The following is a 13,316-nucleotide window of genomic DNA, read 5'->3' on the forward strand; positions in this document are numbered from 1 at the left end:
GTCACTGCTCGATGCCAGTGTTCGTGATCAGCACCGGATAATGCCGCAGCCCCAACCGGCCGGCCAGGTCGTCGGCCGAAACCGGCGAGAGTTGCAATGCCGGGACGAGCTGGCGCAACTGCGCGAGCCCCGCCATGGTATCGACGTTGACCACCAGGCCGACGGCGCCACGCCCCTGCAACGACGCCGCATGACGACGCAACCAGGCCCGGGATATCGCGTCGTCTCCGATCAGGAAGAACGGCTGCAGGCCGGGCGCTTCGAGAGCGCGGCGGGCCACGGTACCCGGCGTCAGCGTTAGGCTGCGTACCGGCAGCATCGCTGCCTCGCCAACGGCGGTTGTGGGCGGCGACGGCACAACGAGGGGCGGCTGCAACGGAGTCTGCGCACGGGGCTGCAGGTCGAGCGCTTCATAGTAGGGCAGTGCAGAGATGCTGCCGTGGTCGTCGACGACGATCAGCGGCTCGGCCGCCTTCAGTGGCAGCGCGGGCAGGGTCAGCAACAATATCAGGCCGCGAAAGGCCCTTGCGGGTGCCGTCATGGTCATTCTGTCTCCCGAAAAGCGATAGGCGTCAGGCCGCTGCTGCCCGACATGCGCTCAAGGTGTTGCGCGACACGAAGCCGATAGCGTGCAGCCGCTGCGCCGCCGGCGGGCCGGTGGTAGCGTCCGATGGCGAGCAGCCAGTCGTCGCCCGGCGTGTGCTGCTCCCGCAGAATCGTGGCGGCGATTGCCAGGTTGCGGTAGGGATCGAGCAGATTGCAGGGGTGACGATAGTGGCGCTTCTGGTAGCCCAGGTTGATCTGGCCCAGCCCTGCGTCGATGCGGGTCGGCGGCGTTTCTTGCAGCGCCTGGTGCAGATCGGCGCAGGCCGCCGCCCGGGAGGCGAAACGGCGTGCTTCGCCGGCAACATTCAACGACCAGGGCCAGGGCACAAGGCGGTTGTGACGCCGGATACCGCTCTCCTGCAACGCCACCGCATACAGCACCGCCGATGGAATGCCGGCGCGTTGCGCGGCGAGCTGGTAGGCCGGCGGCGGGATCTCGCGGGCATCGCCAGGCACAGCGGGCACCAGACAGGCAGCGAGCAGTAGTAGTCGCAGCAGTTGTGTTTGGATCACTGCCGCTGCCATTGGCCGTTCACCTGCCGAACGACGGCAGGGAGGTCGCCTGCGAGCCCGAGCGACAGCCAGCGGCCGGCATCGTGGTTGAGGGTGATGCTACCGTTGTGCACCCTGGCGGGGTCGATACCGGCACGGCGCGCCCATTCACGGATATGGGCATCGTCATCGTGACTACCGACCATATAGAGGTCGAATACAGCGCCGGACGCCTGCAGCCGCTGTACCCGCCGGTCGCAGGCTTCGCAGTCGTCACGCACGAACACGGCTAACCGCTGAGTGCGGATCAGGCTCATGCCGCCTGTCACAGCTTCGGGCAAAGTGACCCGTAGCACGTCGGGGTACAGCCGTTGCCAGGCCTCGTCATAGGCACGCTGGTACGCCAGCAGTTTCTCGACCCGCCGGGCCTCGGCCTGTACCTGGAGCTCGGCATAGCGCTGGCGCTCGTCGTCCGAACGCGCTTCGATCCCCAGCGCTGTGAGCGGATCGAGGTTGGGTGAGTAGATCCCCAATGGGCCTTCCATCAGTTCGCGGTAGCGTGTCCATTCGTCGCTGCGCAGGCCCCACTCCTGCGACAAACGCTCGTGGTGGCTTTGTTTGATCTGGGGATGAGTGATGTGGGGTGTGACTGTGGCGGGCTGCTGCGCCGATACCATCACCGGTACGGCGACCAGCACAGCGACGGTAAGGCGGGGTAGATATCGCATATCGGTTCCCTCGATCACGGAATCGCCAGCCGGCGTGTCTGCTGGCCGGACCTGAACACCGCGCTGTCGCCGTCGAGGGCCTCCAGGCGCCAACCGCCCACAATGTCGCCGGGCAAGAGCACCTGGATCTGAGCGGCCGTGAGTTTGACGGCGGCAGGTGCGATAGACAGGGCGCGCTGTCCTGCACGCAGCTCAATGCCCAGCACGCGATAGGGAAAGGGCGCTTTTCGAGGAGGCATCGCTGCGGCCGCCCTGGCTGGCGGTGGGGACTGCACCGGAGTTGCCGGCTGGATGGTCACAGGGCGGGCTTTTAGCTGATCGATCTCGACGCGCAAGGCTTGCAGTTGTTCTACTCCCACGCGTTGGGCAAGGGTCTGCTCCAGCTGTGTCATGCGGGCATCCAGTGCTTGCCGAAAACTCTGCAATGCGGCCACGGTAGCGAACTCGGGCTGGGCTTGCATAGTTTCCACCGCGTCAACTAACGCTGTCATGCGGTCCTCGAGGCCGTGCAATTGCCTCTGTCCGGTCTCCACCTGCTCTTGGCTGGCCTGCTCCAACACCCAGCGATAGCCCAGCATTGCGATCACACTCAGTCCGAGCAGCCAAATCAGCATCAGGAAGGTCACAAAGGAGGCGTTGCGCGAAGGTACCGGATTGGAAGCTCCGTTCATGGCTGGTCTCCATTGCTCGCGGGAAGGGCGCGGCTACGCTCGAGCATCGGACTGTCACCCGACGGCGGACGCACATTGGAAACGTCGGCACGAACGAAGCACAGCTGACGTGCCACATTGTCGACTGTCAGATCCCAGGCAGGCCCCGCCAGCGTCAGCAATGCATCGTGCAGGAACAGAGGTCCGAGCTGTCGATGGGCGGCCGGGAGGGGAAGGCCATGCAAGGTTGTAACAACCGGATCGTCTTCACACAGGCTGTAACCGGAGCGCCGCAACACATGGTGCAAGGCGTCGCCGACACTCGGGTTCAATGTTGTTGGTATGGCGACGTCGATCTCTTGTAGCAGCAGGTTTTGCTGGGCGGCTTTTGGCGCCAGCTCTATCAGGGTGTAGCGGCCGTAGCGGGCAACGGGGATCCAGTCGCGTGGTAGGGGTAATACCTGGGCTTCAGGCTCAGGCCTCACAGGCGGTGGTTCAACGGATGAGGTGGCACAGCCGCTGGCCAGGGTAACGGCGAGCAGGCCGGAGATAAGGGCACCGTATCGAACCGGTGGATAGTGAAGGAAGATGGCTGACATGCGGTCGTCCCCTGGTGCTGTGAGTGGGCAGCATCACAGGGGAGGGCGATCGTAGCAGCAGACAATGGGAACTGGCGGTGAACCGGATTCTGGTAGGTTGAATCAGCGAGGCAATATCGCTGACATCGATGGATTTGGAAACAGAATACAACTCATTATGGCCGTTGGGCGGCAACTGACCCGAAGTAATATTTGTCGCTTTGTGCCCGGAGTGGACATTGCCTGTTAGCACTCCCTGTGCATTACTCACCCTCAAAGCCTGTGTGTCTATACAGCGTATTGGGTGCCATACGGCCCTATTGCGCGTTTTCCGGCATTAATGTGCTCATTTCTGACTGGCATTAGGAACAAAAATGTTCCAGTATCAATGCATTATGGATTGGGGCCTGTTGGATACTGCGCACGGCCCAGCACGCAAACACGCAGGCTCGTTTTCAACGGAGGAGAATGGCTGTGAACTCTCAATTATCTTTTCTTTTTAGTCGCTTAGCCTTTCTTCGCGCTTTCCTAGTCTGCGCGTAAACGCGCATGCGCAGTATTAAAATGTTAGCGACCGGTATGGGCCACTTCCTGCAATGCTGGTAATGGAAGCAGCTTCGCGCACAGAGCGGACGTTAGAAGGGATCGGGGCGGACTCGCTATCGATCCGAAATGGCGATACGACGGTCACTGGTATCAGCGAGCTGAGTGGTTAAATATGAAACCTTAGATTCAATCGGACGTCCGAACCCAAACATAGAATTTAAATAAGTAAGAGTGCTCAGGTAAAAGTGGGCTGATTTAAGTCAGCCTTTCATGTATTTTCGGTTTTTGAAGGTTAGTTTAGCATCGTATGATAAAGACCATCACCTCCCTAACACGCCGGCTTGCCAACAGTCTCAATAGCTTCGTGTCTTGGCTGGAAAGCAAAGACCGCTCCACCGACATACAATCGAAGTTCGTAGACCTCGCGCCAACTGATGAGGCAGACAAGGCTGGCGTATATTCCGAAGCGATTCTGTTTGCGACGAAAAATTCGAAGGTCTCCAATATTGCCCTAACCGGTCCCTATGGGTCGGGAAAGAGCAGTATCATCCAATCCTTCTTGAAGAAGTATCGGCGGCCTGCGCTTCATATCTCTCTTGCTGCATTCGTTCCCGAGGCCGATACGGGAGACGGGAAGGTGAGCCGTCAAGAGGTTGAGAGAAGTATCCTGCAGCAGATACTGTATGGTGCTGACGCAAACAAACTTCCGCTGTCGCGGTTCAAAAGAATTCAGTCGCCCGGTGGTTGGTCGATCTTTAAATCTCTTTACATAATGCTTGGAATTCTCGCGCTTTGGTACGTGTTTAATCAGCGAGAAGACATCATCAACGGCACTTTTTTCGTTCCGCTCGCACTCAAAAATTGGAACAATCTGGGGATCTTCGTGCTCGCGGCAACATTCCTCTGGGTGACTCTGCATCATTTTTATGTCGCGAGCTTCGGTCTGTCACTCAAGAGTATCTCGTTGAAGGACGTGGAGATACGACCTGCATTTGATGACCAGACGTCTATACTGAACCGTCATCTAGACGAAATAGTCTACTTCTTCCAATCAACCGATTACGATCTCGTAATCATCGAAGATCTAGATCGATTTAACAACGCCGATATTTTCGTCACACTGCGTGAAATTAATAGCCTCGTGAACGAGAATGCAGGAGTGAAGCGCACCATCAGATTTCTCTACGCCCTGCGCGACGACATGTTTGTCAATACCGATCGAACCAAGTTTTTCGAATTCATCATTCCCGTCATACCGATCATCAACACATCGAATTCGATCGACATGGTATTGGAGCAGGGAAGGAGACTTGAGCTCGACGGGCGCCTTGATAGGCAGTTTCTGAGAGAGGTCTCACGATACCTGAACGACCTGAGGTTGATTCAGAACATTTTTAATGAATACGCCATTTATGTGGCTAATTTAGAAACTTATGGAGAAAATCTGCTCGATGCCAACAAGCTCCTCGCGATCCTGATCTATAAGAACGTCTATCCAAGGGACTTTGAGAAACTGCACCGCGGCGTGGGTACTCTCGCCAAAATATTGAAGCGCCAAGACGAGCTCATTGGGCATTGTGAGGCCACGTATAGGACCGAGATCGAGGAACTCGAAAAGCGGCTTGAAGTCGCTGAGCAACAGATACCTTCGGACCTGAGAGAACTGCGGCAAATCTACGCTATGGCTCTGATTGAGAAGTTTCCAGAGAATGTTATCAGCGTCACTCTTAATCGGCAAACATGGATCGCGCTTCCCCAGCTGGTCAGCCACGATGCGTTCGAGCAACTGATAGGGACCCCGCGTCTATTCCACCGCAACATCCATAATCATCACCAGCAGGTCGATGTTTCGAAATTGCAAAGCGAGGTGGATTCTCAGAAATCCTATCAGCAACGCAAGGCGGAGATCGAAAGCAAGGAGGCTGATAATAAGAACAAGACCTTGCGCCAAATACGCGACCTTAGATCAATGATCGCAGCGCTTCGCACGACTAAGCTCAACGAGCTGTTGCGTTTGAACGCCGACCGTGTGCAGGATCTTTTCGAGGACTTTGGGGAAAATGGAGAGCTCGCCCGTTTTCTGATTCTGGAAGGCCATCTCGACGATACCTACTATCAGTACACGTCACTATTTCACTTGGGCCGTCTATCGCCCAATGATAACAAGTTTCTAATACAGATACGGGCATTCGTTACGCCGGAGCCGGGTTTTCCGATCGACAATCCAAAAGAGGTCATCGCAGCAATGCGAGATGAAGACTTCCGACGCAGCTATGTCTTGAACGTCAAACTCGTCGATAGTCTCCTGAGTGACCGGAGCCGTTACCTCGACCAAACGCAGAAGCTCTTCGAGTTTCTCTCGTCAGAATTCGAAAGCTGCGAGGGCTTTTTCGATGCTTATTACACCAGCGGCCGCGATGTTGTAGGACTTCTTTCGGGGCTAGCTAACGCGTGGAAAGGTTTTGTCCCAACTGTCATTGCTAGCCCCAATAATACCGTCCACGTCACCCGACTGGTTGCGAGCTTACCAGAAACCTCACTCAAAACGCTCGCAAGGGATTTTGACGAGTTACCGAAATTTGCTTCGGAGAACCTTCCAGAGATTCTGGTTAATTCACCGGAACTAGCACCGGAACGCCTTGTATGCCTCGACTTTGAGGTCAAAGATCTGGTTGCCATCAAAGAACACTCTCAAATTGTACGCGTCATATTCGAGGAGGGACTTTTCGAACTCACGATCCCGAACCTGGAATACGTCTATCAAACGATTTTGGGAGAGAACGATCTCGATCCACTACGTGAGAGGAACTTCACGGCCATACGTTCGACGAATAACACAACCTTGATAAAACGAGTCGAACGCGATTTCGACTGCTACCTACATGATATCCTTTTGGAGCTTCAAGGGAATTCAAAGGAGGATGCCCCCGCAATTTTAGCCGTGGTTCGCCACGATGGACTTGATCAAGATGATCTTCGAGAGTTTCTTGAACGGCAGACGACCCTGCTGCCAACTCTAGAAGATGTGCCCGAGAGATTGTACGCAATGCTGTTCAAGCTAAGTGTGATCGAACCAACTTGGGAAAACTGTCTTGATTTTATGGAAGGTGAAGGGTTCGAAGCAGATAGTCTGGTTGGCTATCTTGATCGGGATGTTGTCCGTGCGGCTATCCTGAAATACCCTATACCAAGTGACTCAGACTCACAGCAGCTGCGTCAATTCCTCGTCGGGGCAGGCTCGCTGTCTGATGCCGCCTACAGAGAATATGCTCACGCCCTTCCGAACTCGTTCTATAAGCCACCCGAAGGACTCGAGCCAGCCAAGCTTCGAATCCTGATAGATGAAGGGAAAATCACATTCTCTAAGGAGAGTCTCGACGCTCTCTCAGACAATAGGAAATTACAGGTACTATTCGTCGCGGCCAACCTCGACGCATATATGACAGATCCAGACAACTTTTCACTCGACGATGGTTTCCGAGAGGAGCTTCTTCGGTCTGAAATTGATAATGTAGCCAAGCTCGGGTTAGTCGAATTGATGGATCTAGGAGTGCTCGTGGGCCTTCCCGAGCGATCAGCACTCATCGGCCCAATTATTAATGACACCAACGCTAACATATCCAACCTTGATGGGAGTATTGCGCAATCTTTGGTAATACACTCTAAGCCCATAGAGACGCAAATTTCACTCTTTAATAAATTTTATTCTCTTATGACGGATGACGAAGTGCGTCTTGTCTTGGCCAATCTACCGAAACCATTTTCCGAAATAAAAATTGGGTACAATACGCCGAGACTGACAAACACTCCCGAGAATCAGGATTTGGTCAGATGGCTTGATTCAAGAAACATTATTTCGTCATGGAGTGAGCGTGGTTTCCTCAGCGACGATATAAGAGTGAATCTCTATAGACGATGATAAGCGGCTTCCAAATTCTGCACTGTCTCGGCGTCATCGGTACCCCGCCAAGAGTGCCACACACCGAACGACCGCTTAGGGCGAACTCCTGCAATGCTGGTAATCGAAGCGGCTTGGCACACAGAGCAACAGTATATTTAACGGAGCTGCTCCCTTACTACTGGTAGGTCGGGAAAAAATGTTCCAAGATCAAGCCATAAAGCGAGCGAGAACGAGCGAACGAGCGGGGTCACCTATTAGCCGAATGCGCCCATCTTGGTTACTTCGGCCTGGCACCGAGTCGGTACGTCGCTTCCGACCCTGCTCGCCGACGCGCTGCACAAAGCCGGTCATAACGAGGAGGCACTGAGCGTCGCGCAGGAAGCGCTAGCCCTGCGTGACCGCCACCGGGAGCCCGTATTTGAAGCCGAACTCTATCGCCTCGAGGCCGAGCTCCTGGTCATGGCTCCGGGGCGTGCGAAAGCGTGCGAGGATTCTTTCCGCCGGGCCATCGAAACGGCAATATGTCAGGGTGCCCGGCTGCTGGAGCTAAGGGCGGCGCTGGGCCTGAACCGGCTACTACAGCGCCTGGGCCGCAACGAAGAGGTCGCCCGGCTCCTGGCACCGGTCTGCCGTGCCTACCCCGAAGATCCCGATGCCGCGGATCTTCACGAGGCGAAGACAATATTGGCCCGGACTGCCCGTCCCTGAAGGCGGTAGTTCGGCTCTATCCGTGGCGGGAATTGGGCACCGTCACCAGGCATCAAACGAGGCGGGTGCTGAGCTTCTCCCTCGGCAGCAGGAAGTGGGACAGCGCCGGGATCAGGATCAGGGCGCCGAGCATGTTCCAGAGGAACATGAAGGTCAGCAGGATCCCCATGTCGGCCTGGAACTTGATGGGTGACCAGAACCAGGTGACGACGCCGGCGGCCAGCGTCACGCCGACCAGCCCTACGACCTTGCCGGTGAAGCTGACCGCATGGCGATAGGCGTCGGCCAGCGGCATACCCAGGCGCTGGAACTGAAGCTGTACACTGAGCAGATAGAGGGCATAGTCGACACCGATACCGACGCCCAGCGCAATGACCGGCAGCGTGGCGACCTTGACGCCGATTCCCATCCAGACCATCAGCGCTTCGCAGAGGATGGACGTGAGCACCAGCGGCAGGATGGCGACCAGGGCCGCGCGCCAGCTGCGAAAGGTGATCAGGCAGAAAAGGCTTACCGCCGCATAAACATAAAACAGCATGGTGCGATTGGCGTCGCGCACCACGATATTGGTTGCGGCCTCGATACCGGCATTGCCCGCCGCCAGCAGGAACTGGTGGTCTTGGGTGCTGTTTTCACGGGCGAAGCGGTCCGCGATGGCGACCACCTCGTCCAGCGTTTGCGCCTTGTGGTCGCTCAGAAAGGCGATCACCGGCATCATCGAACATTGCGTATTGAACAGCTCCGGACGATTGACCGAGGCCTGCTGGGCGCCGTAATTCAGTACGTCCTGGTTGCGTGCGACGCTGAAAAATTTCGGATTGCCCTCGTAGCTTCCGGCGGTAATCTGGCGCATGGCATCGACCAGTGAGCTGGTGGTCTGCACGCCGGGGTGCTGTTGCAGCTGCCAGGCGAGGCGATCCGCCAGTACCAGTGTCTGGTAGTTGAGGCAGCCTTCGGGCGGCGTTTTCACCATCACCGCGAACAGGTCGCTCGACAGGGTGTAGTGCTCGGTGATGTAGGCGTTATCAAGGTTATAACGGGCATCCGGGCGCAGCTCCGGGGCACCGGGATCGAGATCGCCGATTTGCAGCTGGGTACTGACGGCGAAGCCGCCAGCGCCCATCAGCACGGCAAGGGTGACGGCAATACTCGCCCAGCGGCGTTCGGTGAAATGATCCAGCAGATCCCAGAGTTTGCCCAGGCCCCGGTGCTGCCTGTCATCCCGGGCTTCGCGCACAGAGCGCTTCGCCGCGGCGGGACTGACGCCGACGTAGGACAGAGCCACGGGCATCAGCAGCAGGGTGGTGAATATCAGTACCGCAACACCGACACTGGCGGTGATCGCCAGGTCCTGGATAACCGGAATATCGATCAGCATCAGAACCGCGAAGCCGACCGCGTCGGACAGCAGCGCCGTAACGCCGGCAAGAAACAGGCGCCGGAAGGTGAAGCGCGAGGCGACTAGTTTGTGGGCGCCGCGACCGATATCCCGCATGATGCCGTTCATCTTCTGGGTCGCATGGGAGACGCCGATGGCGAATACCAGGAAGGGCACCAGTATCGAGTAGGGGTCAATGGCGTAGCCGAGCCAGGACACGATGCCGAGCTGCCAGATCACGGCCAGCAGCGAACAGCCGACAACCAGCAAGGTGCTGCGGATGCAGCGGGTATAGCGGTAGATGATGAGCAGGCTGATGGTTACGGCCAGCGCAAAGAACATCATCACCTTGATCAGGCCATTGATCAGTTCGCCAATCAGCTTGGCAAAGCCGATCACGCGGATCTTGATCCTGCTGTCGGCACCGTTGAGTTCGTACCGGACACGCAGCTGCTCGAGCCTGGCGGAAAAACCGAAATAGTCAACGCCCTGGCCGGTAGCCGAATCCCGATCCAGTAAGGGGACGGTCAGCATGCTGGACTTGAAGTCGTTCGCCACCAGGCTGCCTATGATGCCGGCGCGGCTGATGTTGCGGCGCAGCTGTTCGATGCTCTGGGGCGAGCCGTCGTAGTTGTCCGGCATGACCGGGCCACCCTGAAAACCTTCCTCGGTCACTTCGGTCCAGCGCACGCTCGGGTTCCAGAGGGATTTCATCCAGGCCCGATCAACCCCCTGAGTTAAAAACAGCGCGTCGTTGACCTGTTTCAACACCTCCAGGTAGGCGGGATCGAAAATATCGCCATCGGTGGTTTCGACCACGACCCGTACCGAATTGCCGAGGCCGCGCAGCGCATCCCGGTTCTCCAGAAAGTTGCGGATGTAGGGCTGGCTCTGGGGAATCATTTTCTCGAAGCTGGGTTTGAGCTCGAGCCGGGTGATCGCCATGAAACTCAGCAGCAGCGTGGTCAGCGCGATCAGCGCCAGGAACAGCCGGCGATGGTTGAAGACCATCCGTTCCAGAAGGTTGCCGCTGTTGAGGTCGAACTCCTTCAAGGCAGGAATCGGCGGCAGTTCGCCCTGTTTAATATTGCCCATGCGTGGTCGCCTTTTTTCTTGTGTGATTGTTCTTGGGTGCCTGTTACTGGGAGGGAAGCCGGCGTACGCCCTGGGTGCCGACCAGTATCAGGCCCTCATCTGCGCTCGCGGTGGCGCCGGCGATGGGCGCAGCCGGCTGCGATGCCAGTGCCTGGAAGCTGAGGCCACGGTCATGGCTCACCAGTGCCTGGCCTGCCTGGCTGAACAGCAACAGGCGACCCTGCGTATCACGGATGCCCGCGGTCAGGCTGGCCGTGGTGCCGGTGTCGACCCCTGTCCAGCTCAGGCCGCCGTCGCTGCTGTGAAAGGCATGGCCGCGCAGGCCGTACGCCAGCAGGGCTCCGTCGGCCGCGTCCAGCAGGCCAAAAAAGCTGCCGGCGTAGGGTGAGGCGAGAGCCTTGAAGCGACCGCTGGCGGGGTCAAGCTTGAGCAGCAGGCCCTGTTCGCCGGCGATATAGAGGTCTTTGCCGGCCGGTGCTATGGCATTGAGGTGCAGCGCATAGGGGTTGTCGACACGGTGCTGCAGCGGCTGCCAGTTGCGGCCCCCGTCGACGGTCTGGAATATGAGATTGAAGGCGCCGATGATGTAGCCGCGCTGCGGCGTCTCGAACCAGACATCGAGAAATGGCTTGTCGGCGCCCTCGGCCTCCAGGCGCCGGGCTTCGTCCAGCTGCTGTGCGTAGCGCGGCTCTTCAGGGTGAGCCTGTGCCTGGGTGCGGTAGTAGTCCAGCATCAGCTGGCCGAGCTGGCGGCCGTCAAGCTGGCGCTGCCAAGTCGAGCCGCTGTCGCTGCTGTGCAGTACGATACCGTCGTGGCCGACGGCCCAGCCCTGGGTCGGTGTGGGGAAGTGTACGGCGGTGAGGTCGGAGCTGACCGGTACGCGAGCCTGTTGCCAGTGTTGGCCGTCATCGTCGGAATAGACAATATGGCCACGCTGGCCGACGGCGACGAAACGCTGCCCGGCCCGCGTCACGTCGATCAGCAGCTGCCGGCTGGCGAGTTCCGAGTGTGCTGAAGGCAGGTCTAGCACATCAACAAAGTCGCTGGCCCGGCCGGTGGCCGACGACAGCAGCAGTGCCAGGCCCAGTGAGCGCAGCAGGAATTTTTTACGAAGATGCATTGAACGTCCTCGGGAAGGGCTCGATGCCGCCGTCTAATACAGGGTGCGGCCGCTGGAGCCTTCCGGTTGGCTGAGGGGCAGCCGAACCGGCGGCAGCGGTTGCCGCCGGTGGCCGTATTAATCAGGATCGGGCCGGGTTAGCGTATGCCAGCGCCTGCCAGGGACTGCGGGGCCCACTTGGTCGCGGACAGCGGCTCGCTGTAGCCGATGCCGCCATAGGGGCCGACAACACCGTTGATGTTGTAGGTGCCGCCGATCAGGTCATACACCATATGGGGCGTGGCATCGGGAATAGCCACGTCATAGCTCTGGGACAGAAACGCATAGGAACCACGGTAAAGCTGCCCGCGTGCATCGTATTCATCGGATGCCAGGGCTACCCAGCTGTCCTCGTCAAGGTAGAAGGTACGGGTCTGGTAGATATGCCGTTTGTCACCTTTCAGGCGGGCTTCAACCACCCAGACACGGTGTTTTTCCCAGCGCACGGCGTCCGACGACAGGTGGTTCGGCGTCGTCAGTTTCTGCGCATCGTCGATGTAGGTCAGATCGTAGGTGTTATAGGGCACGATCATTTCCTTCTTGCCCACCAGCGTCCAGTCGTAGCGGTCCATGGCGCCGCTGAAGACAAAGATGTCGTCGAAGGTGGAGGAACCGGCGGTGCCCGGGTTCGGGGTGTCATGGGCCAGGCTCGGCGCCAGTTTCACGCGACGTTGTCCCGGCAGGTACTGCCAAGCTTTGCGCGGCTGCTGCAGCGGATTGACGGCATCCTGCACCATCAGTGCTTCGCCGGCTCGACGGGCCGGGCCGCTGTAGTAAATCTTGGAGCGGTAGTAGATATCCTCGGCAGCGACGGTTTTGTTCATGTCGTGGTAAATCGGGTAGTCGTTGTACGCCGTGCCGGTGGTCGCCAGGGTGGCGACACCGGCCGCGTCGACATTCCAGGAATCGTACTTGGTTTGGTACGCCTGGCCCTGGAAGCGCAGCAGATGGTTCCACATGGCTTCAGTGCCGGATTGCGGTATCGGAAAGGGAACGCCCGGCAGCACGTTTTCCAGCGCGAGTCCCGCCTCAGTGGTGCGGGCCTGGGCGGCGTTCTTCAGGGTGTTGTCGAGGTTGGCCTGGGGCAGGGCCGCGGTCCGGTGGGTCGGATAAACGTCGACGCGAAAGGTAGGGAATCGCTGGATCAGCTCGGTCGTGGTCGCTGTCAGCAGGTCCCGGTACTGATCGAGGTTTGCGTTGTTGATGATCAGCGTTGGTTTTTCCCCTGCGAAGGGGTTGGGGCGCAGGTGGTCGCCGGCCTTGAAATCGGCAGGCGCGGTGGTCAGCCCACCGCTATAGGCAGGAATGGAGCCGTCGGCGTTGCCGGCCTTTTCGGCGCCAACGAGGGTCAGGCTGGTACCGAGTTTGGCGAGGTCCTGCGGGCTCAGTTCGGCCTGGGCGGCCGAGGTCAGGGCGCAGCTCAGCAGCATGGCTGTGAGTGATGGCAGCAGGGATGGGGTCTTGGATGTCATTGT

General features: G+C 58.4%; 10 protein-coding genes. 2 read left to right on the forward strand and 8 right to left on the reverse strand.

Annotated elements, in window-relative coordinates:
• Position 1: 1 nt before the first annotated feature.
• Genes KDW95_RS01390 through pilL2 form a run of 5 tightly spaced genes read right to left on the reverse strand, consistent with a single transcriptional unit; the run spans position 2 to position 3,075 of the window.
• The gene (locus KDW95_RS01390; protein ID WP_255854437.1) at positions 2–547 is read right to left on the reverse strand and encodes an integrating conjugative element protein; all 546 of its coding nucleotides are present in this window, start codon (positions 545–547) and stop codon (positions 2–4) included.
• Positions 544–1,131: a transglycosylase SLT domain-containing protein gene (locus KDW95_RS01395; RefSeq protein WP_255854438.1), complete on the reverse strand. Its 588-nt coding sequence runs from the start codon at positions 1,129–1,131 to the stop codon at positions 544–546. Before KDW95_RS01395 ends, KDW95_RS01390 begins: the two co-directional genes overlap by 4 nt.
• The gene (locus KDW95_RS01400; protein ID WP_255854439.1) at positions 1,116–1,826 is read right to left on the reverse strand and encodes a TIGR03759 family integrating conjugative element protein; all 711 of its coding nucleotides are present in this window, start codon (positions 1,824–1,826) and stop codon (positions 1,116–1,118) included. The genes KDW95_RS01395 and KDW95_RS01400 overlap by 16 nt, the downstream gene beginning before the upstream one ends.
• A 14-nt stretch (positions 1,827–1,840) precedes the next feature.
• Positions 1,841–2,497 (reverse strand): hypothetical protein, encoded by a 657-nt coding sequence (locus KDW95_RS01405; protein ID WP_255854440.1) that lies wholly within the window; start codon positions 2,495–2,497, stop codon positions 1,841–1,843.
• Positions 2,494–3,075 (reverse strand): PFGI-1 class ICE element type IV pilus protein PilL2, encoded by a 582-nt coding sequence (pilL2, locus tag KDW95_RS01410; RefSeq protein WP_255854441.1) that lies wholly within the window; start codon positions 3,073–3,075, stop codon positions 2,494–2,496. The genes KDW95_RS01405 and pilL2 overlap by 4 nt, the downstream gene beginning before the upstream one ends.
• 832 nt (positions 3,076–3,907) lie before the next feature.
• Between pilL2 and KDW95_RS01415 the strand changes: the two genes are divergently transcribed.
• Entirely contained in the window at positions 3,908–7,519 is a 3,612-nt protein-coding gene (locus tag KDW95_RS01415) for a YobI family P-loop NTPase (protein ID WP_255854442.1), read from the forward strand.
• A 255-nt stretch (positions 7,520–7,774) separates the two neighbouring features.
• Positions 7,775–8,209 (forward strand): hypothetical protein, encoded by a 435-nt coding sequence (locus KDW95_RS01420; protein WP_255854443.1) that lies wholly within the window; start codon positions 7,775–7,777, stop codon positions 8,207–8,209.
• A gap of 52 nt (positions 8,210–8,261) precedes the next feature.
• Here the strand turns inward: KDW95_RS01420 and KDW95_RS01425 are convergent, their stop codons facing one another.
• The 3 genes from KDW95_RS01425 to KDW95_RS01435 all read right to left on the reverse strand — a co-directional run bounded on the left by KDW95_RS01425 (position 8,262) and on the right by KDW95_RS01435 (position 13,313).
• A complete protein-coding gene (locus KDW95_RS01425; RefSeq protein WP_255854444.1) occupies positions 8,262–10,682 on the reverse strand; it encodes an efflux RND transporter permease subunit in 2,421 nt (806 codons plus the stop codon).
• 43 nt (positions 10,683–10,725) lie between these two features.
• On the reverse strand, positions 10,726–11,802 hold the full coding sequence (locus KDW95_RS01430; RefSeq protein ID WP_255854445.1) for a WD40/YVTN/BNR-like repeat-containing protein: 1,077 nt from the start codon (positions 11,800–11,802) through the stop codon (positions 10,726–10,728).
• 137 nt (positions 11,803–11,939) lie between these two features.
• Positions 11,940–13,313, reverse strand: a complete 1,374-nt coding sequence (locus KDW95_RS01435) for a DUF1329 domain-containing protein (protein WP_255854446.1) — start codon at positions 13,311–13,313, stop codon at positions 11,940–11,942.
• Positions 13,314–13,316: the final 3 nt, after the last annotated feature.

This window comes from Marinobacterium rhizophilum (assembly GCF_024397915.1).
Classification (GTDB): Bacteria; Pseudomonadota; Gammaproteobacteria; order Pseudomonadales; family Balneatricaceae; genus Marinobacterium_A; species Marinobacterium_A rhizophilum_A.

Excerpts from the sequence above, each read along its gene's own strand:
- KDW95_RS01390 (WP_255854437.1), bottom strand. The coding sequence starts at position 547 with ATGACCATGACGGCACCCGCAAGGGCCTTTCGCGGCCTGATATTGTTG.
- KDW95_RS01395 (WP_255854438.1), bottom strand. The coding sequence starts at position 1,131 with ATGGCAGCGGCAGTGATCCAAACACAACTGCTGCGACTACTACTGCTC.
- KDW95_RS01400 (WP_255854439.1), bottom strand. The coding sequence starts at position 1,826 with ATGCGATATCTACCCCGCCTTACCGTCGCTGTGCTGGTCGCCGTACCG.
- KDW95_RS01405 (WP_255854440.1), bottom strand. The coding sequence starts at position 2,497 with ATGAACGGAGCTTCCAATCCGGTACCTTCGCGCAACGCCTCCTTTGTG.
- pilL2 (WP_255854441.1), bottom strand. The coding sequence starts at position 3,075 with ATGTCAGCCATCTTCCTTCACTATCCACCGGTTCGATACGGTGCCCTT.
- KDW95_RS01415 (WP_255854442.1), top strand. The coding sequence starts at position 3,908 with ATGATAAAGACCATCACCTCCCTAACACGCCGGCTTGCCAACAGTCTC.
- KDW95_RS01425 (WP_255854444.1), bottom strand. The coding sequence starts at position 10,682 with ATGGGCAATATTAAACAGGGCGAACTGCCGCCGATTCCTGCCTTGAAG.
- KDW95_RS01430 (WP_255854445.1), bottom strand. The coding sequence starts at position 11,802 with ATGCATCTTCGTAAAAAATTCCTGCTGCGCTCACTGGGCCTGGCACTG.
- KDW95_RS01435 (WP_255854446.1), bottom strand. The coding sequence starts at position 13,313 with ATGACATCCAAGACCCCATCCCTGCTGCCATCACTCACAGCCATGCTG.